The organism is Micromonospora sp. R311, assembly GCF_056780015.1.
Genome location: NZ_JBSWCE010000001.1, coordinates 277571 through 298420, shown reverse-complemented (window position 1 = coordinate 298420; position 20850 = coordinate 277571). Strand labels below are relative to the sequence as shown.

Below are 20850 nucleotides of genomic sequence, written 5' to 3'. Positions count from 1 at the left end.
GGTCTCAGACCGGCGACGGAGCCGGCTCGTCGGACGACGACGCCACCCGCGATACGACCGGCAACGCGACCACCGCGGCGAATCCGTGCCCGGACCCGTCCGGACGCGGCAGGCCGTCCTCCAGTCGCAGCTCGCCCCCGGCCGCCCCGACCAGGTCGGCGCAGATCGCCAGTCCCAGGCCGGTGCCGGAGACGTTCTGGTGCCGCGGCGAGCGCCAGAACCGCTGTAGCGCCTGGGCCCGCTCGGAGACGTCGAGCCCCTGGCCGTCGTCACGGACGGCGATCGTGACCACGCCGCCGGCCGCCGCGGCGTCGCCGGGTCCGGCGTCCGTACCACCGGGCACGACCCGGGCGGTCACCTCCACCACCTGCGCGTTCGACAGCCGTAACGTGTTGCTCATCAACTCGTCGAGGATGCTGCCCAGCCCGCCCGGGGGCTCCAGCAGCCGCAACCCCGGCGGCACGTCGACCGCCAGGGTCTGCCCCGCCGTCGCCGTCAGGGCCCGCCACCGGTCCACCCGGGTCGCCAGCACCGCGTCGAGATCGACCGGCGACGCCCTCCGCATGCTCTCCATCCGCGCACTGGCCTGCAGCGAGTTCAACATCCGCTGCATCGCCTTCAGCTCGTCGACGGCGACGTCGTACAGCTGCCGCCCGTCGCCGGCCGGACGCAGATGCGCTTCCAGACTCTCCACAGCGAGCCGGAGGCTGGTCAGCGGATTGCGCAACTGGTGCGACGCGTCGGCCACGAACGCCCGCTGCCGCTGCACGGCGTTCTCCACCGCGTCCATCATGGTGTTGAACGACTCCGCCAACCGCCGCAGCTCGACCGGGCCGGCCTCGGCGTCCGCCCGGATGGTGAGGTCGCCCTGTGAGATCCGCGAGCTCGCCGCGTCCAGCTCCCGCACCGGCCGCAGCACCCACGCCGAAACCGGCCAGGCGACGGCCACCAGCGCGATCAACGGCAGCAGGCCGAGCCCGGCGAGTCTGGCCCAGCGCACCAGGATGCGACCGCGCGTCTCCGACAGGTCGGAGATCGTCACGACGGCGCCGACGACCTCGCTGTCCCGGCCCACCGGCTCGGCGACCACGAGCGCGGAGTCGTCCCACGGCGCCCACTCCCCGGACGGTTCGGACCGCGCCCCGGCCAGCGCCGCGGTCACGATCCGGGGCAACGCCGGCTCGACCCGCGCCGCCTCCTGATACGCACCGGCCGGCCCGAGCAGCACCGCGCCCGACGTGTCGATCACCGCCACCGGGATGCCGTAGAGCCTGTGGTAGCGCGTCAGCTCCTGATCGAGCGCCTCGGTCCGCCCGGTCGACAGCGCGGTCTCGGCCAGCGACGCGAACCGGCCGACGTCGTTCAGCCGGTCGACGTAGGTCTCCTGCATCTCCCGCTCGGCCACGGTGACGCTGAGCGGCACCCCGAGCGCCGCGACGAGCAGCACCGCGAGGGGCACCAGGACGACGAGCAGGCGACGGTGCACGGCGCGTCAGCCGACCAGCTCCGGGTGGTCGGCCAGGAGCCGATAGCCGACCCCGTGGACCGTGCGGATGAGCACGGCCGGCCCGAGCTTGTGCCGCACCGCCGCAACGTGGGTGTCCAGGGTGCGACTCGAGGACTCCCAGGTCGCGCCCCAGATCTGGTCGAGGATGACGTCGCGGCTCACCACGTTCGGCGCCCGCCGGGCCAGCAGCAGGAGCAGCTCGAACTCCTTGCGCGTCAGCGTCACGGGCGTGCCGCCGACGGTGACCTCGCGGGTGCCGACGCCGATCCGCATCGGGCCGAGGAGGAGCGGCTCGTCCGGGTGGCTCAGGGCACGGGCCAGCCGGGTACGCCGCAGGACGGCGTCGATCCGGGCCAGCAACTCCGGGATGCCGAACGGCTTCACGATGTAGTCGTCGGCGCCGGCGCGCAGGCCACGGACCCGCTCGTGCTCCTCCGAACGCGCCGTCACGGCTATGACGGCGGTCTCCGGGCGGTCACGCAGCTTGCGGATCACGTCGAGCCCGTCGCCGTCGGGCAGACCAAGGTCGACGAGGACCACATCCGACGGGGCGGCACGCACGGCCTCCGCGGCGGTGGCGATGCGGTGGACCTCGAAGCCCGCCTGGGCCAGGACGGTCACCAGAGCACGCGCCACGCGGTCGTCATCCTCGATGACGGTGATCCGCATACCGGCGAATTGTACGGCCCGGACCACGCTCCCGTTAGCCCGCCGGTTCTTGGGATTCCTCTGACATCTGCCGCATTCCTTGGGATTTCTCTGACACCATCCAGGCCCCCGCCAGCCGAGACTGAGGCCGCGCATGCACCGACGGATGCGCGTGCGCTGACGAGGAGGCCCCGATATGACAACGACCAGGCACCGGGCCGTCGCGCGGATGATCGCCGCGATCGGCGCCGTTTCGCTCCTGGCCGCCTGTTCCGACAATGGTGGCGGTGGCAGCGGAGGCGACGCAGGGAACTACCCGGAGCAGAACATCACGATCGTGGTGCCCTTCAGCGCCGGCGGGCCGACGGACACCGTCACCCGCATGATCGCCGAGCCGATGGCCGCGAAGCTGGGTGCCAAGATAGTCGTACAGAACGTCGAGGGCGCGGGCGGCACGGTCGGCGCCGGCGAGGTCGCGCGGGCCGAGCCCGACGGCTACCAGGTGCTCATGCACCACATCGGCATGTCCACGGCGCCGGCCCTCTACAAGAACCTGGACTACAAGCCGCTCGAGGACTTCGAGATGGTCGGGCTCGTCACCGAGGTGCCGATGACCATCGTCGCCCGCAAGGACTTCCAGCCCGCGACGCTCCAGGACCTCGTGACCCACGTGAAGGCGAACGCCGACAAGGTCACCCTCGCCAACGCCGGCGTCGGCGCCGCGTCCCACCTGTGCGGCCTGCTGTTCCAGCACGCCGTCGGTGTCAAGCTCCAGGAGGTTCCGTACAAGGGGACCGGCCCCGCGCTGACCGACCTCGTCGGCGGCCAGGTCGACTTCATGTGCGACCAGACGACCAACACCAGCGGCCAGATCTCCGCGGGCGAGGTCAAGGCGTACGCGGTCACCACCCCGGAGCGGGTGAAGAGCCTGCCCGATCTGCCCACCACGACCGAAGCGGGGCTGCCCCAGCTCCAGGTCAGCGTCTGGCACGGCCTCTACGTCCCGGCCGACACGCCGCAGCAGGTCGTCGACAAGCTGTCCGAGGCGCTGAAGGTGGCCCTGGCCGACCAGGGCGTGATCGACCAGATGGCCAAGCTGGGCACCGCGCCGGTCCCGGCGGAGGACGCGACCCCGCAGGCACACCGGGCGCACCTCGAGGAGCAGCTCGGCACCTGGTCGAAGATCATCGCCGATGCCGGGGTCGAGGCCTCCTGAGGTGGAACGCCGACGCTCCCTCCCGGACGTCCTCGCCGGAGCGGTCTTCGTCCTCATCGGTGGCGCATTCGTGGTGGGGTCGCTCAGCTATGAGCTGGGCACCCCGCTGCGGATGGGTCCCGGCTACTTCCCGCTGCTGGTCGGCGTGATCCTGGCCGCCCTGGGCCTGGTGATCGTCGGCAAGGGGCTCGTCGCCGGTGAGGTGGCCTCGTTCGGAGCGGTCCCGTGGCGTGCGGTCGGCGTCATCGTGGTCGCAGTCGTGTTCTTCGGATACAGCGTCCGGCGTCTCGGATTCGTGCCGACGTCGGCGGTGACCGCCCTCCTCGTCACCCTGGCCAGCCGGCGGGTGCGGTTGCTCACGGCCCTGGCCGTGGCCGCCGGGCTGACCGTGGCCAGCACGCTCATCTTCGTCGTCGGACTCCAACTGCGGATCCCGCTGTGGGGCCCGTGGCTGTCGCTCTGACGCCCCATCCGGATTGAGGCATGGAACTCTTCGACAACCTCGCGCTGGGCTTCTCCACCGCCCTCGTGGTCCAGAACGTCCTCTACTGCTTCGTGGGCGTGCTGCTCGGGACGGCGGTCGGCGTGCTGCCCGGCATCGGGCCGACGGCGACGGTGGCGATGCTGCTGCCGATCACGTTCAACTTCGAGCCGGTGACGGCGCTGATCATGCTGGCGGGCATCTACTACGGCGCGCAGTACGGCGGCTCGACGACGGCCATCCTGATCAACCTGCCCGGTGAGTCGTCGGCGGCGGTCACCGCGCTCGACGGTCACGAGATGGCCCGGCAGGGCCGGGCCGGCCCGGCGCTGGCCGTCGCCGCGATCGGGTCCTTCATCGGCGGCACCCTGGCCACCGTCGCGCTGGCCGTCGCGGCCCCACCGCTGGCCCGCGTCGCGGTGCAGTTCGGCCCGGCGGACTACTTCTCGCTGGTGCTGTTCGGCCTGATCGTGTCGATCGCGCTGGCGCGCGGCAGCGCGCTCAAGGCCCTGGCGATGATCGCGCTCGGCGTCCTGTTCGGGATGATCGGCCAGGACATCTACACCGGCATGCCCCGGTTCGTGTTCGACCAGCGGGAACTGTACGGCGGCATCGACTTCGTGTCGGTCGCCGTCGGCATGTTCGGGGTGGCCGAGATCCTGCGCAACCTGGAGAACGAGCAGACCCGCACGGCCGTCGTCAGCAGGGTGAAGAACCTCTGGCCGACCCGCGAGGACCGGCGCCGGATGGCCGGCCCGATCCTTCGGGGCACAGGTCTGGGAGCCGCGCTCGGCCTGCTGCCCGGCGGTGGCCACGTCCTGGCCTCGTTCACCTCGTACGCGGTCGAGAAGCGGATCTCGAAGCGGCAGCAGGAGTTCGGGCGCGGCGCGATCGAGGGCGTCGCCGGCCCCGAGTCGGCGAACAACGCCGCCGCGCAGACGTCGTTCATCCCGCTGCTCACCCTGGGCCTGCCCGCCCACCCGGTGATGGCGCTGATGGTCGGCGCGTTCATCGTCCACGGCATCACCCCCGGCCCGAAGGTCATCACCGACGAGCCGGCGCTGTTCTGGGGCCTGATCGCGTCGATGTGGATCGGCAACGTGCTGCTCGTGCTGCTGAACCTGCCGCTGATCGGCGTCTGGGTGCGGATGCTGCGCATCCCGTACCAGGTGCTGTTCCCGATGATCATTCTGTTCGCCGCCATCGGCACCTACTCGTTGGGCTTCAACGCGTACGACGTCTACGCCATCGTGTTCTTCGGGCTCCTGGGCTACATCCTGATCAAGTGCGGCTGCGAGCCGGCGCCCCTGCTGCTCGGCTTCGTCCTCGGCCCGCTGCTCGAGGAGAACCTGCGGCGCGCGCTCATCATCTCCCGCGGCGACGCGTCGGTCTTCCTGACCCGGCCGATCTCCGCGGTGCTCCTCGCCCTCGCCGTGGCGGCACTCGTCGTCGCCGCCCTCCCGGCCATCCGCAGGCGCCGCGAGGTCGTGTTCGCCGAGGACGAGTAGGCCATTCCGCGAACACGCCCGTCAGAGCTGGCGTGCCATGCCCACCGACTCCGGCGCGGTCTCCGCGAAGCCGTACTTCGCGTAGAGGTGGCGTGCCGCACCGTCTGCGATCAGCGAGACATAGGCGGTGCTCGGCACCCGGTCCAGAAGTCGCTCCATGAGCGCATTCATGATCATCTTGCCGACTCCTCGGCCCTGATGCTCAGGCAGTACGCACATGTCGACGATCTGGAACGCCGTGCCGCCGTCGCCGATGACGCGGCCCATGCCTATCGGTTGGTCATCGGAACGAACGACGACGGCGTGCCATGTGCCGTCCAGACCCGCGGTCGCTGCTGCCACCGACTTGGCGCTCAGGCCGGCGGCGACCCGCAGGTGCCGGTAAACCTCGACCGACGGCGTCTCTGCTCGCACCAGGTAGGTCATGACGCTGGGGAGGTCCCTCCGGATGTGGCGTGCGCACCGTGATCGCTCACCTGCGCGTCGAACCAGGCATGCAGAGCGCTGACGGTCGCGGTGTCGCTGCTGGTGTAGGTGATGCGCGCGCCGTCAACCGTCGTCTCGTATGCGATATCCATCCTGCCGGCGCTGCCCCGGAGAACGCCGAGCCCCGGCATCTCACCGCCGTGGATGCTCGCCGGGTCGGTGAAGTCACCGCGGCGGAAGCGCTCGGCCTCCTGCCGCAGGTGTTGCCGGATGAGATCCATCTGCTTGGAATCCCGTGGATCGTCGGCGACGACGGTCTGAACGCCCCCGCCGTCCGTCTTCACGAAGTGATGGGTCGTACGGTCGAGCTCGAAGGGCATGACGGATGCGCCACGTTCTGCGACCTGCGCCTGCCGGTCGGCACTTGCCGTGGGCGCGGTCTGTCCACGGCCGCCATCGGCGCATGCGGTACCCAGGGTCGCCACGGCGGCGACCACTGCGAGCAGCGAACAGCGGCGGGTACGGGAAGAGTCAGGCGTTCTCATCGGCGGCCTCCGCCAAGGTCTGCAGCGCGTGTACCACGGACGCGCGCTGATCGTCGGGTATGCGGGCCAACAGGGTGGTGAACCTCGCCCGGCGGGCCTCTGCTTGGCGCGCCGCAGCGGTGACTCCGACGTCGGTGAGTCGAAGGAGGACTCCCCGCCCGTCGTCGCTGGCCGTCTGCCGGCGTATCCAGCCCCGCCGTTCGAGGTTCGCGACCAGGCGGCTGACCGTGCTCTTCTCCAGCCGCAGCCGCCGGGTCAGTTCGGCCTGTCGCAGGTGTCCATCCCGGGCGATCTCCGCCAACGCGTGCGCCTCTGAAACCGGCAGCGGCTGCCCGCACGGAGTGCGATCGGGTTGGTGAAGGCCGAAGTTGCGGACGAACCGCATGAGGGCGTCCTGTGCCGACCCCACGTCCTCGCCGTCGACCATGGTTCGACAATACAACCAGATGGTTCGAGCGCACAACCACCTTCGCCGTCCGTCGGTCACTCTGGCCCGCGCGCTGCCGCCGGGCTGAGGAGTGTCAACAGGTCGGGACGGGCGTATCGGGGCGGCCGGATCGGGCCCCGGTGAGGCCGGGACCGGACGGTGAGCTGCCTGCGGGGCCGGGCTCCACTTGATCCGCCACACCTCAGCCGTGCTGAGGGTGACAGTGGACGGCCTTCATCCCCAGGAGCCGCGGTGGCGGCAGGCGCAGCACCATCGCGGCGGGTAGGCGGTGCCCACGGCGCTGGTCGGCTCACCGTCGAGCAGCGTGCGGAGGCCGTCAGCAGTCGCGCCGAACGAGGCAGTGCCGCACTCAGGACTTCCCGCTGCCACTGCTGCGGCGGACCACGAGCGTTGGTTCGACCGGGGACGGCTTCGGTCGCTCGGTCGACGGGTCGGCGTTCAGCAGGTCCAGCAGAGCCGCGACACACCGGCGGCCGACCTCGTCGAAATCCTGCCGGACGGTGGTCAGCGGTGGAGAGAAGTACTCGGCCTCGGGGATGTCGTCGAACCCGACCACGCTGACATCCTCGGGCACCCGCACGCCCCGCTGATGCAGGGCACGAAGCAGACCGAGCGCCTGGTGGTCGTTGGCGCAGAACACGGCGGTGACGTCCCGTCGCTCGGCCAGGGACTGCCCGATCTCGTAGCCCGCCCGGGGGCTCCAGTCGCCGGTGATGACCGGCGGAACCCGTCGACCGGCCGCCTCCAGGGCCGACCGCCACCCGTCGACGCGGTCGCGGGCCTCCAGCCAGTCACGGGGACCGGCGATGTGCACCACCGTCTCGTGGCCGAGCGCGAGGAGGTGCTCGACGGCCAGGCGGGCGCCGGTCACCTGGTCGACCGAGACGCTGGGCAGCTCGGCGTGGCCGCCGGGCTCGACGACCACCGCGGGTACGCCGGTGGGCAGGCCGTGCACGGCGACCGCGGCGCTGACCATCGGCGCGATGAGCACGACCCCGGCCACCGACTGCTCGCTCAAGGCGTTGATGGCGGAGGTGACCCCGGACCGGTCGAGCCGTTCCAGGGTGACGATGCTGATCCCGTAGCCCGCCGCGCGCGCGGCGCGCTCGATGCCGAGCAGGGTGGCGGCCGGGCCGTAGAGGATGGTGTCGAAGCTGACCACGCCGATGACGTTCGAGCGCCGCGCCGCGAGACCTCGGGCCAGCGCGTTGGGACGGTAGTTGAGCTGGTGCACGGCGCGCAGCACCCGCTCCCGGGTCTCCTGGCGGACGCTCGGATGGTTGTTCAGGACCCGGGACACGGTCTGGTGCGAGACACCGGCGAGCCGTGCGACGTCGCTCATGACCGCGGCGCGGGCGGCCGGCTGCTGGCGCATGACAGTCCCCCCTCGTGGTTATCGTATCGCCCACGCCGCGCGGTCGAATTCCGGCCGCGGGCGAGATCGCCGGTGCGCTCCCGCAGTTCGGAAGCGCACCGATAACCCGTTGATGTCAGCAATCCATGTCTCAGAATCCCTTGGCCAATCGGAAATACGCCTGATTCCACCGAAGCTCGTCGGTCAGCCGTCGGGCGGTCGTTCCGGCGTCGATCACCACCAGTTCGGTCCGGTTCATCTCGGCGAAATCGTGCAGTTCCTCGACGCCGACGGCCTGGGACAGGACGGTGTGGTGCGGTGCGCCGGCGGTGAGCCAGGCCTCCGCCGAGGTGGCGAGATCCGGGCGGGGACGCCACACCGCCCGGGCGACGGGCAGCTTCGGCAGCGGCTGCGGCGGGGCGACGACGTCGATCTCGTTGGCGACCAGGCGGAACCGTTCGCCCATGTCGGCCAGCCCCAGCACCACGCCCGGACCGGGTCGCGCGTCGAACACCAACCGCACCGGATCCTCGCGTCCGCCGATGCCCAGCGGGTGGACCTCCACGCTCGGCGTCGCGGCGGCGATGCTCGGGCACACCTCCAGCATGTGCGCGCCGAGGACCAGTTCCTGGCCGGGGGTGAGGTCGTAGGTGTAGTCCTCCATGAAGGACGTGCCGCCGCTGGTCCCGACCGACATGGCCTTGAGCGTGTGCACGAGCACCGAGGTCTTCCAGTCGCCCTCGCCACCGAAGCCGTAGCCGTCCGCCATCAGCCGTTGCACGGCGATCCCCGGCAGCTGCCGCAGCCCACCGAGATCCTCGAAGTTGGTGGTGAAGGCGCCGAATCCGCCGGCGGTGAGGAAGTCCCGCAACCCGGCCTCGATGCGGGCCGCGTAGCGCAGGGAGTCGTGCCGGTCGCCGCCGGGCCGCAGGGCGGGATCCAGCCGGTAGCTGTCGTCGTACTCCTTGACCAGTTCGTCGACCCGCGGGTCGGCAACCGCGTCGACGGCGGCCACCAGGTCGTTCACCCCGTACGTGTTGACCGAGACACCGAACCGCAGCTCCGCCTCGACCTTGTCGCCCTCGGTCACGGCCACGTCGCGCATGTTGTCGCCGAAGCGGGCCAGCCGCAGCGACCGGGTCGCGGCGTACCCGATCGCGGCCCGGGTCCATGCCGCGATCCGGGCGACGACCTGCGGGTTGCTGACGTGCCCGGCGACCGTCTTGCGGGCGACCCCGAGCCGGGTCTGCACGTACCCGAACTCCCGGTCGCCGTGGGCGGCCTGGTTGAGGTTCATGAAGTCCATGTCGATCTCGGACCATGGCAGGGCCACGTTCGCCTGGGTGTGCAGGTGCAGCAGGGGGGTCCGCAACGCGTCCAGACCGGAGATCCACATCTTCGCCGGCGAGAAGGTGTGCATCCAGGCGATGACCCCGACGGCTCCCTGGACGGCGGCGTCGCGGCAGACGGCCAGGATCTCCGAGCTGGAGGTGAGCACCGGCTTCCAGACCACCCGGGCCGGGATGGCGGGATCGGCGTCGAGCCGCGCGGCGATCTGCTGGGACTGGGTGGCCACCTGACGCAGGGTCTCCGGGCCGTAGAGGCCCTGGCTGCCGGTGAGGAACCAGACCTCGGGGGCCGGGGATGGGCGAGTCATGGGGTTGCCTTCCGATGATCGGGTGGAGGACTACTTCTTGCGGACGCCGATGAGGCGTTGGAGCACGATGAACGCGAACAGCAGGCCGCCGATCACGATCTTGGTCCACCAGGAGTTGAGCGTGCCGTCGAAGGTGATCAGCGTCTGGATCACGCCGAGCACCAGCACACCGAGCATGGTGCCCAGGACGTATCCGGCGCCGCCGGTGAGCAGGGTGCCGCCGATGACCACCGCGGCGATCGCGTCCAACTCCATGCCGACGGCGATCAGCGGAGCCCCGGACAGGGTGTAGAAGGACAGCAGGATACCGCCGATCGCGGAGCAGAGGCCGCTGATCGTGTAGACGGCGATCCGGGTACGGCCGACCGGCAGGCCCATCAGCAGCGCCGACTGCCGGTTGCCGCCGATGGCGTACACGTTGCGGCCCAGCCGGGTGTAGGCGAGCGTGTACGCGGCCACCGCGACCACCGCGACCGTGATCAGGACGCTGACGGTCACGAAGTTGTCGCCGATCCTGATCCGTTCCTGCGCGACGCCGGTCCAGAAGCCGTCGGTGATGGGAACGGACACCGAGCTGATCCACGTGCACATGCCGCGGGCGAAGAACATCCCGGCCAGGGTGACGATGAAGGGCTGGATGTCGAAGAAGTGGATCACGCAGCCCATCACGAACCCGAGCGTCGGCCCGATCAGCAGCGCGATCAGCAGGACCAGCGCCGGTGGCAGACCGTCGCGCAGCAGCGCGGCCGACACCATCGCAGTCATCGCCACCACCGAGCCCACGGACAGGTCGATGCCACCGGTGAGGATCACGAAGGTCATCCCGACCGCGACGACGAGGAGGAACCCGTTGTCGATGAACACGTTGAAGACGACCTGGACGTTGGAGAAGGCGCGGTACTGCGAGACGCCGATGGCGTACATGACCAGCAGCAGACCGAGGCTGACCAGCACCGGCACCTGACGTCGCGGCAGCCGCCACCACGTCGGCCGGTCCAGTCGCCCGGTCAGTTGGTTCGTGCTCATGCCGGCACCTGCTCCTTCTTCGTATCGCCGGCGGGAGCCGCCGGTGCCGTCGCGGGGACGCGCCGGCGGCGGAGCCGGGCGCGGAACGCCGGTGCCTGGATGAGGCAGACCACGATCACCACCATCGCCTTGAACAGCAGGGAGGTCTGCGGGTCGATGTTCATGGCGTAGACGGAGGTGGTCAGGGTCTGGATGAGCAGCGCGCCGACGATGGTGCCGCCGAGGTAGAAGCGACCGCCGACCAGCGACGTGCCGCCGATGACCACGGCGAGGATCGCGTCGAGCTCGACCCACAGACCGGCGGAGTTGCCGTCGGCGCTGGACACGTTCGCGGTCATCATGAACCCGGCCACGGCGGCGCAGGCGGCGCTGGCGACGTACACGAGGATCGTGATCCGCCGCGCGCGGATGCCCGCCAGCCGGCTGGCCTCGGCGTTGCCCCCGACCGCCTCGATGATCATCCCCAGCGCGGTACGCCGGGTCAGCACCGCCACCAGCAGCGTCACCGCCAGCGCGATGACGATCGCGAACGGCAGGGTCAGCACGTGACCGACCCCGATCATCCGGTAGGGGTCACTGTTGACGGTGATGATCTGCCCCGAGGTGATCAACTGAGCCAGTCCCCGGCCGGCGACCATCAGGATCAGGGTGGCGATGATCGGTTGAATGCCGATCACGGCGACCAGCAGGCCGTTCCAGGCGCCCAGGAGCAGGGCGATCCCCAGGGCGATCGCCAGGGCGGTCAGCACGCCGCCGAGACTGTCCTGGTCCGGCTGTCGGCTGATGTGGAGGCAGGCCACCGCGCCGCTGACGGCGACCACGGATCCCACGGACAGGTCGATCCCGCCGGTGGCGATCACCAGGGTCATGCCGATGGCGACCAGGATGAGCGGGGCGCTGAGCCGGATGATGTCGATCAGGCTGCCGTACAGGTGCCCGTTCTTGACCTCGACGACCAGGAAGCTCGGCCGGTAGGCCGCGTTCGCCGCCAGCAGGACCACCAGCACCACGACCGGCCAGAACAGCCGGTGACCGGTGACGTCGGAGACCCGTGTCCGCCAGGTGCTCGTGCCCGCACCTCCGACGCCGCCGGCAGGAACCGACGCGCCGTGCTCGCCACGTTCACTCATGCCCGTCCCGCCCTTCGTGTTCCGTTCCGCTCGCGATGACGCGCATGACGCGTACGGCGTCGAGGCTGTCGTCGTTGGCCAGTTCGCTGACCAGCTGCCGGTCCCGCATCACGGCGACCTTGTGGCTGAGCCGCAGCACCTCCTCCAACTCGGCGGAGATGAACAGCACGGCCATGCCACCGTCGGAGAGCTGCACCACCAGGCGCTGGATCTCGGTCTTCGCGCCGATGTCGATGCCCCGGGTCGGCTCGTCCAGGATCAGCAGCCGCGGCTCGGTGATCAGCCAGCGGGCGAGGACGACCTTCTGCTGGTTCCCGCCGGAGAGGTTGCGCACCGGCGTGTCCGGGTCGGCCGGGCGGATGCTCAGCGCGTCGATGTAGCGCCGGACCAGTTCGTCCTGCCGGCGCCGAGGCACCGGCCGCAACCATCCGCGGGCCGCCTGCAGCGCCAGGATGATGTTCTCCCGTACCGACAGCTCGCCCACCAGGCCCTCGGTACGTCGGTTCTCCGAACAGAACGCGATGTTCCGCTCGATGGCGGCGACCGGTCCCCGGATGGTGACGGGACGGCCGTCCACGGCGAGTCGACCCCGGTCGGCCCGATCGGCGCCGAAGAACAGCCGGGCGACCTCGGTCCGGCCCGATCCGAGCAGGCCGGCCATGCCCACCACCTCCCCGCGGTGGATGGTGAGGCTGAACGGCGCGACCGAGCCGGTCCGGCCGAGATCGGTCGCCTCGACCACCGGGGTACCCGTCTCGACCGCGGCCAGGTCCCGCCCGGCGTGCTCGTCGAGTCGCTCCAGCGTGCCGAGCTCCTTGCCGATCATCTTCTGGACCAGGGCGAACTGCGGTAGCCCGGCGGTCCGGTACTCGCCCACGAGGCGACCGTTCCGGAGCACGGTGATCCGGTCGGCGATCCCGTACACCTGGTCGAGGAAGTGCGTGACGAAGAGGATCGCGATGCCCTCGTCGCGCAGCTGACCCATGATGCGCATGAGCTGCGCCACCTCGTCGGCGTCCAGGCTGGACGTGGGCTCATCGAGGATCAGCACCCGGGCCCGGACGTCGACGGCGCGGGCGATCGCCACCATCTGCTGGACGGCGAGCGAGTAGGTGCCGAGCAGCTCGCTGACGTCGATGTCGAGGTCGAGGCGGGCCAGCAGGGCCGCGGCGCGGCGGCGCATCTCGCGCCAACCCACCGTCCCGAACCGGCCCGGCTGACGCCCGATGAAGATGTTCTCCGCCACGGACAGGTTCGGGCAGAGGTTGACCTCCTGGTAGACGGTGCTCACGCCGGCCGCGGTGGCCTGCATGGGGCCGGAGAAGGCGACCCGGGCGCCGTCGAGGGTGATGGTTCCGGCGTCACTGCCGTACACCCCGGTCAATACCTTGATCAGCGTGGACTTGCCGGCGCCGTTCTCACCCATCAGGGCGTGGACCTCGCCGGGGAACAGCCGGAAATCGACACTGTCGAGGGCACGGACCCCCGGGAAGAGTTTGCTGATCCCGGTCATCGTCAGGACCGGATGCCTATCCGACATCCCACCAGACCTTTCGTGATTGTCGTCAGGTGCGCGGCCGCCGCGACCGTCCACGGCGTCCCGGCCCGCCGCGCACGGCACGGGAGAGCGGCCCGGGCCGGCGGTGTGGTCGACACCGCCGGCCCGCCCGCGGCGACGAACGCGGGCACGAGGAGTGCCCGGCCCGGCCCGTCAGTACTTGCGGTTGGGCAGGGCCTCCTTGGCCTGCTCAGACGTGAAGGTGGTCTCCTCGGTCTCGATCCGGGCGGGCACCTCCTCGCCGGCCTTCACCTTCTTCACCAGGTCCATCAGCTGGGGCCCGAGCAGCGGGCTGCACTCGGCGATGAAGTTGAACTTCCCGTCGGCCAGGGCCTGCATGCCGTCCTTGACCGCGTCGATGGTGATGATGGTGATGTCCTTGCCGGGCACCTTGCCGGCCGCCGTGATCGCCTCGAGCGCTCCCAGACCCATGTCGTCGTTGTGCGCGAAGAGCACGTCGATCTTCGGGTTGGCCTTGAGGAACTGCTCCATGACGGCCTTGCCGCCGGCCCGGGTGAAGTCACCGCTCTGGGACGCGATCACCTTCAGGTTGGGGTTGGCGGCGATCGCCTCCGCGAAGCCCTTCTTGCGGTCGTTGGCCGGCGCCGAACCCGTGGTGCCCTGCAACTCCACGATGTTCACCGGACCGGTCGCGGACTTGGTCTGCTCCACCAGCCACTCACCGGAGAGCCGGCCCTCCTTGACGAAGTCGGAGCCGAGGAAGGTCTTGTAGAGCGACTTGTCGGCCGAGTCCACCGCCCGGTCGGTCAGGATCACCGGGATCCCCGCGTCCTTGGCCTCCTTGAGCACGGTGTCCCAGCCCGACTCCACCACCGGCGAAAAGGCGATCACGTCGACCTTCTGCTGGATGAAGTTGCGGATCGCCTTGATCTGGTTTTCCTGCTTCTGCTGGGCGTCGTCGAACTTCAGCTCGATCCCGGCCGCCGCGGCGGCGTCCTTGATCGAGGTGGTGTTCGCGGTGCGCCAGCCGCTCTCCGCACCGACCTGCGAGAAGCCGAGGACGATCTTGTCGTCACCGCCGGAGCCGCCGGTGTCGCTGTTGGCACAGCCGGCCAGCCCGGTGGCGAGCAGCCCGGCCGCCAGGACGGCGCCGAACCCGCGGCGGGTGATGTTGCCACTGTTCATCATGTGCTGACTCCCTGTGGGGGTGAGGTGGGGGTACCTGGCCGTGCCAGCGCGCTGGACGGTCAAGCCACTGGTGGTGCCGGACGGAGGTGCGTCGGACCAGGCCGACCCGGGGGGAGCGCGGGGCCGGCCGGGGGACCGGCCGCGCTACCGGCGGGCCGACGGGATGCTGGTCTGGCCGTAGACGTTCTGGTAGCGCGCGTGGAGCGAATCGATGTCCTGGGCGGCGATCGGCAGCGGTTCGCCGAGCGCCCGGGCCAGGTGGGCGGTACGGGCGACGTCCTCACACATCACCGCGGCCTTGACCGCCGCCTTGGCGTTCGGCCCGATGGTGAAGACGCCGTGGTTGCGCATCAACACCGCCGGTGAGCGGTGCCCGGACAGGGTGGCGACGATGCCCTTGCCGATGTCGTCGCCGCCGATGAGCGCGAACGGGCCGACCGGGATCTCACCGCCGAACTCGTCGGCCTGCGCCGTGAGGTGGCAGGGGATCGACTCGCCCCGGGCGGCCCAGGCGGTCGCGTAGCTGCTGTGGGTGTGCACGACGCCACCGACGTCGGGCATCGCCCGGTAGACGTAGGCGTGCGCGGCGGTGTCGCTCGACGGCGACAGGTCTCCCTCGACCACGACTCCGTCCAGGTCGCAGACCACCATGTTGTCGGGCCGCAGGTCGTCGTACGACACGCCGCTCGGCTTGATCACCATCAGGTCCCGACCGGGCACCCGCGCGGAGACGTTCCCCGCCGTCCAGGCGACCAGGTTGTACCTGACCAGCTCGGCGTGCAGGGCGGCCACCGTCTCGCGCAGCCGCGCCACCTCGGCGCCCATGACCGACCGGTCGCTCATGCCATCACCTCCAGGGAAAGCGCGGCCTCGTCGGCCGGCGGGGGAGTGGCCGCCGATCGGGCGGCGTTCCGAATGGCGCGCAGGCGCAGCAGCACGTCGTCGCCGCCCCGGCCGAAGTGGTCGTGCAGTCGCCGGTACTCGGCGTACAGCGCGTCGTAGGCGCGGACCCGCTCCGGATCGGGCAGGAACGCGTCGCGGTCGACCCGGCCCATCGCCGCGGCGGCCGTCGGTACGTCGGGATGGGCCCCGGCCGCGACCGCCGCGTGGATCGCCGAGCCCAGCGCCGGACCCTGGGTGGAGCCGATGATGCCCAGCGGCCGGTCGGTCACGTCGGCGTAGATCTGCATCAGCAGGGGATTGCTGGTCAGTCCGCCCGCGACGATCAGCTCGTCCACCGGCACACCCGCCGCCGTGAACGCCTCGATGATCATGCGGGTCCCGTACGCGGTGGACTCCAGCAGCGCACGGTAGATGTCCGGCGGCCGGGTGGCCAGGGTCAGCCCGACGATCACCCCGCTCAGGTCGTGGTTGACCAGCAACGACCGGTTGCCGTTCCACCAGTCCAGCGCCACCAGCCCGTGCGCGCCCACGGGTTGCGCGGCGGCCTGCTCGCTGAGCAGCTCGTGCGAGGCGTACCCGTCGGGTGCGGCGTGCTCGACGTACCAGCCGAAGATGTCGCCGACCCCGCTCTGGCCGGCCTCGTAGCCCCAGTGGCCGGCGCTGATGCCGCCGTCGACCACGCCGCACATGCCGGCAACCTCGGCCAGCTCCCTGCCGTTGACGACGTGGCAGGTGGAGGTGCCCATGATGGCGACCAGCCGGCCCGGTTCGAGGGCCTGCGCGGCCGCGGCGGTGACGTGCGCGTCCACGTTGCCGACCGCCACCGCGATGCCCTCGGGCAGGCCGGTCCACGCCGCGGCCTGCGCGGTCAGCCCACCGGCCCGCTCACCCAACGCCGCCAGCGGACCGTCGATCTTTTCGACGAAGTCGGCGAAGTCCGGGTTCAGCGCGGCCAGGTACTCCCGGGACGGATAGCGGCCGTCCTGCCGGATGCCCTTGTATCCCGCGGTGCACACGTTGCGGGTCTCGGTACCGCACAACTGCCAGACGATCCAGTCGGCGGCCTCGATCCACCGCTCCGCCCGGGCGTAGACCTCGGGGTCCTCCTCGAGCAGCTGCAACGCCTTGGCGTACTGCCACTCGGCGGAGATCTTGCCGCCGTAGCGACCGATCCACGGCTCCCCGCGCTGGTGGGCCAGGGCGTTGATCCGGTCGGCCTGGTGCTGGGCGGCGTGGTGTTTCCACAGCTTGACGTAGGCGTGCGGGCGGACACGCAGGTCGGGCAGCTCGCACAGCGGGGTGCCGTCGGCCAGGGTGGGCAGCACCGTGCAGGCGGTGAAGTCGATCCCGATGCCGATGACCTGGTCCGCGGCGACACCGCTCGCGGCGAGCGCCGCGGGGACGGCGTGCCGCAGCACGTCCCGGTAGTCGTCGGGATCCTGCAGGGCCCAGTCGGCCGGCAGCGCCTGCCCGTCGGCGGCCAGCACCTGGTCCATGACGCCGCTGCGGTAGGCGTGCACCGCGGTGCCCAGTTCGGCGCCGTCACGCACCCGTACCACCAGGGCACGCCCGGACAAGGTTCCGAAGTCGACGCCGATGACGAACCGGTCGTCCGGCTCCGCCGACACGCTCATGACATCCTCCGCTCGCCTGCTGGGCATTAGTGTTAGCGCTCACATTCGTGCTCGTCAAGGGGCCTGTTGGAAACATGCTCGCAACGCCGCTGCCGCCGACCGTCGTACCAGCGACTATCCGGTTTGTGCGGCCCAGTGCGGTCCCCGGCAGGTGAAGGGCCGACGCCGCTGTTGTCGCGGCCGACCAGACATGTGCGCGCTCACCGGCCGCGACTGGGGGGTGTCATCGCCGAGCTCGGGCGCGACCGGCCCCCGGCCGCGCCAGCGGATGTCGACGGCTGTCCTTCGACGGGCATCGGCCTCTGCCGTCACCCGCGTCTGTGAGCGCGCGCCGGGACGGCGGCGTTCCTGATCGCCCCGGCCCGGGCACGGCCGGGGCGGCGGTCCGGTCGACGAGGTCGTCCGAACCGCCGCCCGCCAGGGGGTCGGTGCCGGTCAGGGGTCGGTCCCCGACGGGACGCCCCCGGTGCGCCTACGGCGCGAGTTCGCCGCCCGCCCGGGCGGCGTTCGAGACGACGCGGTCCTTCTCCGCACCGGTGAAGATCCCCGCGTCGAGGAACGCCTCCGCGGTGCGGGCGACGACCGACACGAACTGCCCGTGCTCGGCGAAGGGCGCCTCGTCCCACACCAGGTCGAGGAAGGTCGGACCGTCGGTGCCGGGCGAGGGGACACCCGTCACGGGGACGTCGTAGCGCGGCAGTCCGTCGTTCCGCTTGTAGTTGGGCACGCCGGTGTCGATGGACCCGAACACGATCGTCGGCTCGACCCGGCGGAAGTACGACGACACCGGCTGCGAGTCGCTGATGTGGTACGGCCGCAGGGTGAAGCCGTGCGTGGTGAAGAGCGGGTCACCGGCCCCGGTCGTGCTTGCGTGGGTGATCGCCGAGCGGGCGTAGTCGCCGTCCCGCTTGAGGTGGCGGTAGAGGGTCAGTTCGCGGTAGCCGCCGTTGCCCGGGTTCCCCAGGATCTGCATGAGGACGGGACCCCAGAAGATCGCCTGCGTGTCGGGGCGGTCCAGCGCCCGCTCGATCCTGATGCTGAACGGCATCCGGACCTCGATGGTGTCTCCCGGCGACCACGACCGGCTCAGCGTCAGGTAGCTGCCCGGCTTGGCCTCGACGTTCTGGGCGACGCCGTTGACGGAGACGAAGAACCCCTTCTGCACCCATCCCGGGACCCGCAGCTTGATGTCGAGCCGGCCGCTGCCGTTCACGACCAGCCTGGTGCGGTCGCTGCGGGGGTAGCTCGTCTCCTGGGTGATGGTGAAGCCCTTCTCGGCCCAGGTCAGCGTCGACGACGCGAACAGGTTGACCCACAGGGTGCTGCCGTCGGCGGACCTGAGGTAGATCGTCTCCTGGTACTTGGTGTGGTTCTCCAGGCCGGTCCCCCCACAGCAGGTGCCGGTGTTGCCGTAGCTGCGGTTCGCGCCCGGGGTCAGCGGCTGGAAGTAGGTGACCTGCGGGTTGCTGACGCTCGTGGTGTCCGCGCGGGAGCCGGTGATCATGTTGAGCAGGCCCCGCTCGTAGTAGTCCATGTACGCCGGGTCGTGCTCGTGCAGGAACAGGTTGCGGGCCAACTTGATGAGGTTGTACGTCGTGCAGGTCTCCGCGCCGCCCTGGGCGATCGCGTTCGCGATGTTGCCCCGGTTCTGGAACAGCTCGATGTTGTTGTTGGAACCGGGGTAGTTGCCGCTGGTCCCGCCGTTGGCGAACATGCGGTGCGGGACGACCATGCCGAAGAAGTTCTTCGCCGCCTGGAAGTACTCCTGGTCACCGCTGTGCTCGTAGACGCGCAGGTATCCGATGAACTGCGGCACGTGCGTGTTGGCGTGCAGCCGCTCCGGACGGCGACGGCCGGGCCGGTTCTGCGGCGTCACGACGAGGATGTCCCGGTTCTCCACGCAGGCGCCGAACAGCGACTCCCGGTTGTCGAAGCACTTGGCGGTCTCCAGGTGCTTCGCGTCGCCGGTGAGCGCGTAGATCTCGGGGAACACCTCGTTCGCGCCCCCGAACTCGCCGGCGATGTAGAGGTCCCACATGTAGTTCAGGTTGTCCCGGGTGATCGGACCGGTGTAGTTGGGATGGTTCTTGTCCCCGACGGTCAGCGCGAGATGCGCCCAGTTGGCCATCTTGACGACCACGTCGAGTGCCTTCTGGTTGTCGGTGTGGTAGTAGGCGTCGAGCAGACCACGCATGATCTTGTGCTGGGTGTACCAGGGAGCCCAGGTGTTGGTGCTCGCGTTGCCGCCGTAGACGGCCCACCGCGGCGGGCCGAGCCGGAGCACCGCGTCCTCCGGGATGGCGCCCACGTAGCCCGGGTGGGTGGGGATCCACAGCTGCGTCCCGCCGCTCTGGCTCGGCACGATGCCGCCGTCCCGGCCGTTCGGGGAGGCGTCGCGGATGGTGGTGCCCCCGTCCTCGTCGAACCGGTACCAGGCGATCGTCCCACCGCCGGTGGTGCCGGCCGGCGAGTCCAGCAGCGACTGGATCTGCTGCTGGGTCAGGGCCCGGTCGAAGATGTGGAACTCGTCGACGGTCGCGTCCAGGAACGGGTCGCCGTACTGCGACCGCCCGATCCACCGGTTTCCCGGGTTTCCGAGGTTGGACGGGTTGAGGGTCATGTTCGCGTTCGTGCCGGCCACCTGACCGTTGACGTACAGCGTCCCGGTGTTCTGTGACAGCGTGACCGCCAGGTGGACCCACTGGTTCGTCGGCAGTGCCGCGTTGCCGTTGATCTGCTGCTCGCCGCCGGACCCGCCGACGGTGATCGCGAACCGCGGCACGTTGCCGGTGACGCCGGCACGCGGGGTGAGGAACATGTTGACCGTGGTGTTCTGGCCGAAGTCGAACAACCGGCTCCAGTTCTGGGCGGACGCGAGGTTCACCCAGGTGGCGATGGTGAAGTCGCTGAGCTGGCTGATCGCCTCCTGGGGGAGGGTCACGTACTGCGCCCGGCTCGGGCCGTTCAGGCGCAGCCCGCTGCCGAACCGGCCCGGCACGCGGCCGATCTGCGGCTCGTCCGGATCCTCCTCGCCGGGGCCGCCGGTGCCCATCCGGGCGGTGATCGCGGCCTGGCAGGCGGCCAACTCGTCGACCATCCAGTCGAGCTTGGTCTTGAAGATGGGCTCGCGCTGGTCGGCGTAGCCCTGTGCCAGGGCCGTCATGAAGTGGCCGGCCCAGTGGCCGCTGAGCAGCCCGCCGTCCTCCCAGCCACCGGGCACCGCGACACCCGGCGGGTTCGGTCGACCGGCCTGGTTGTTGAACAGCACCAGGAAGCGTCGCTCGTCGTACTGCCGCAGGAAGTTCTTCATGCGGTCGCGCTTCTCCTGGAGCAGGCCGTTGCCCAGCGTCACGTCGCGCAGCGGGAACGGCCGGACCGGGGCGGTGCCGCCGGGACCGGGGTCGGGCGGGGTCAGGCTGAGCGCCGTCGGGCCGGTCGCCGTTCCGGTCTCCGGTGCCGCCTGGGCAGCGGCCGCCGGAAGAACACCGGCGCCGGCCACCGCGGCCGCACCGATCGCTGAGGCCTGGAGCAGTTGACGTCGATTGACGGAGAGCTTGTCGGACTGGGCCACTTTGGATCGTCCTTCCAGGTGGGTGTCGGGGGCAGACCGCCTGCCCAGGCGTCTGCTCGCGGTATCCGGATCCACAGGATCGGGTGACC

General features: G+C 70.5%; 17 protein-coding genes. 3 read left to right on the top strand and 14 right to left on the bottom strand.

Going from position 1 to position 20850, the window contains the following annotated elements; all coding sequences use genetic code 11:
- Positions 1-4 precede the first annotated feature (4 nt).
- Positions 5-1486 (bottom strand): sensor histidine kinase, encoded by a 1482-nt coding sequence (locus AC1WTP_RS01325; RefSeq protein WP_481647402.1) that lies wholly within the window; start codon positions 1484-1486, stop codon positions 5-7.
- Positions 1487-1492: 6 nt separating this feature from the next.
- Positions 1493-2176, bottom strand: a complete 684-nt coding sequence (locus AC1WTP_RS01320; RefSeq protein WP_481647401.1) for a response regulator transcription factor — start codon at positions 2174-2176, stop codon at positions 1493-1495.
- 175 nt (positions 2177-2351) lie between these two features.
- Here AC1WTP_RS01320 and AC1WTP_RS01315 point away from each other — a divergent pair, with 175 nt between their 5' ends.
- From AC1WTP_RS01315 to AC1WTP_RS01305, 3 genes are read left to right on the top strand one after another with little or no spacing between them, the layout of a single operon-like run.
- Positions 2352-3371: a tripartite tricarboxylate transporter substrate-binding protein gene (locus tag AC1WTP_RS01315; RefSeq protein ID WP_481647400.1), complete on the top strand. Its 1020-nt coding sequence runs from the start codon at positions 2352-2354 to the stop codon at positions 3369-3371.
- A 1-nt stretch (position 3372) separates the two neighbouring features.
- Positions 3373-3834 carry a tripartite tricarboxylate transporter TctB family protein gene (locus AC1WTP_RS01310; RefSeq protein ID WP_481647399.1) on the top strand — a complete coding sequence of 154 codons (462 nt, stop codon included), beginning with the start codon at positions 3373-3375 and terminating at the stop codon, positions 3832-3834.
- Between the two features lie 20 nt (positions 3835-3854).
- Positions 3855-5360, top strand: a complete 1506-nt coding sequence (locus tag AC1WTP_RS01305) for a tripartite tricarboxylate transporter permease (RefSeq protein WP_481647398.1) — start codon at positions 3855-3857, stop codon at positions 5358-5360.
- Positions 5361-5381: 21 nt separating this feature from the next.
- Here AC1WTP_RS01305 and AC1WTP_RS01300 read toward each other — a convergent pair whose 3' ends face one another.
- From AC1WTP_RS01300 to AC1WTP_RS01245, 12 genes are all read right to left on the bottom strand, one after another.
- Positions 5382-5786: a GNAT family N-acetyltransferase gene (locus tag AC1WTP_RS01300; RefSeq protein ID WP_481647397.1), complete on the bottom strand. Its 405-nt coding sequence runs from the start codon at positions 5784-5786 to the stop codon at positions 5382-5384.
- On the bottom strand, positions 5783-6331 hold the full coding sequence (locus AC1WTP_RS01295; RefSeq protein WP_481647396.1) for a hypothetical protein: 549 nt from the start codon (positions 6329-6331) through the stop codon (positions 5783-5785). Before AC1WTP_RS01295 ends, AC1WTP_RS01300 begins: the two co-directional genes overlap by 4 nt.
- Positions 6318-6758 (bottom strand): MarR family winged helix-turn-helix transcriptional regulator, encoded by a 441-nt coding sequence (locus tag AC1WTP_RS01290; protein WP_481647395.1) that lies wholly within the window; start codon positions 6756-6758, stop codon positions 6318-6320. The genes AC1WTP_RS01295 and AC1WTP_RS01290 overlap by 14 nt, the downstream gene beginning before the upstream one ends.
- A 370-nt stretch (positions 6759-7128) precedes the next feature.
- Complete coding sequence (locus AC1WTP_RS01285) at positions 7129-8154, bottom strand: LacI family DNA-binding transcriptional regulator (RefSeq protein WP_481647394.1); 1026 nt, start codon at positions 8152-8154, stop codon at positions 7129-7131.
- Positions 8155-8284: 130 nt separating this feature from the next.
- Positions 8285-9790: an L-arabinose isomerase gene (araA, locus tag AC1WTP_RS01280; protein ID WP_481647393.1), complete on the bottom strand. Its 1506-nt coding sequence runs from the start codon at positions 9788-9790 to the stop codon at positions 8285-8287.
- A 30-nt stretch (positions 9791-9820) separates the two neighbouring features.
- On the bottom strand, positions 9821-10816 hold the full coding sequence (yjfF, locus tag AC1WTP_RS01275; protein WP_481647392.1) for a galactofuranose ABC transporter, permease protein YjfF: 996 nt from the start codon (positions 10814-10816) through the stop codon (positions 9821-9823).
- Complete coding sequence (locus tag AC1WTP_RS01270; RefSeq protein ID WP_481647391.1) at positions 10813-11946, bottom strand: ABC transporter permease; 1134 nt, start codon at positions 11944-11946, stop codon at positions 10813-10815. The genes yjfF and AC1WTP_RS01270 overlap by 4 nt, the downstream gene beginning before the upstream one ends.
- On the bottom strand, positions 11939-13486 hold the full coding sequence (locus AC1WTP_RS01265) for a sugar ABC transporter ATP-binding protein (RefSeq protein WP_481647390.1): 1548 nt from the start codon (positions 13484-13486) through the stop codon (positions 11939-11941). Before AC1WTP_RS01265 ends, AC1WTP_RS01270 begins: the two co-directional genes overlap by 8 nt.
- A 171-nt stretch (positions 13487-13657) precedes the next feature.
- The gene (locus tag AC1WTP_RS01260; protein WP_481647389.1) at positions 13658-14653 is read right to left on the bottom strand and encodes an ABC transporter substrate-binding protein; all 996 of its coding nucleotides are present in this window, start codon (positions 14651-14653) and stop codon (positions 13658-13660) included.
- Between the two features lie 144 nt (positions 14654-14797).
- The gene (locus AC1WTP_RS01255) at positions 14798-15496 is read right to left on the bottom strand and encodes an L-ribulose-5-phosphate 4-epimerase (protein WP_481647388.1); all 699 of its coding nucleotides are present in this window, start codon (positions 15494-15496) and stop codon (positions 14798-14800) included.
- The gene (araB, locus tag AC1WTP_RS01250; protein WP_481647387.1) at positions 15493-17190 is read right to left on the bottom strand and encodes a ribulokinase; all 1698 of its coding nucleotides are present in this window, start codon (positions 17188-17190) and stop codon (positions 15493-15495) included. The genes AC1WTP_RS01255 and araB overlap by 4 nt, the downstream gene beginning before the upstream one ends.
- A gap of 472 nt (positions 17191-17662) precedes the next feature.
- On the bottom strand, positions 17663-20761 hold the full coding sequence (locus AC1WTP_RS01245; RefSeq protein WP_481647386.1) for a beta-L-arabinofuranosidase domain-containing protein: 3099 nt from the start codon (positions 20759-20761) through the stop codon (positions 17663-17665).
- Positions 20762-20850 lie beyond the last annotated feature (89 nt).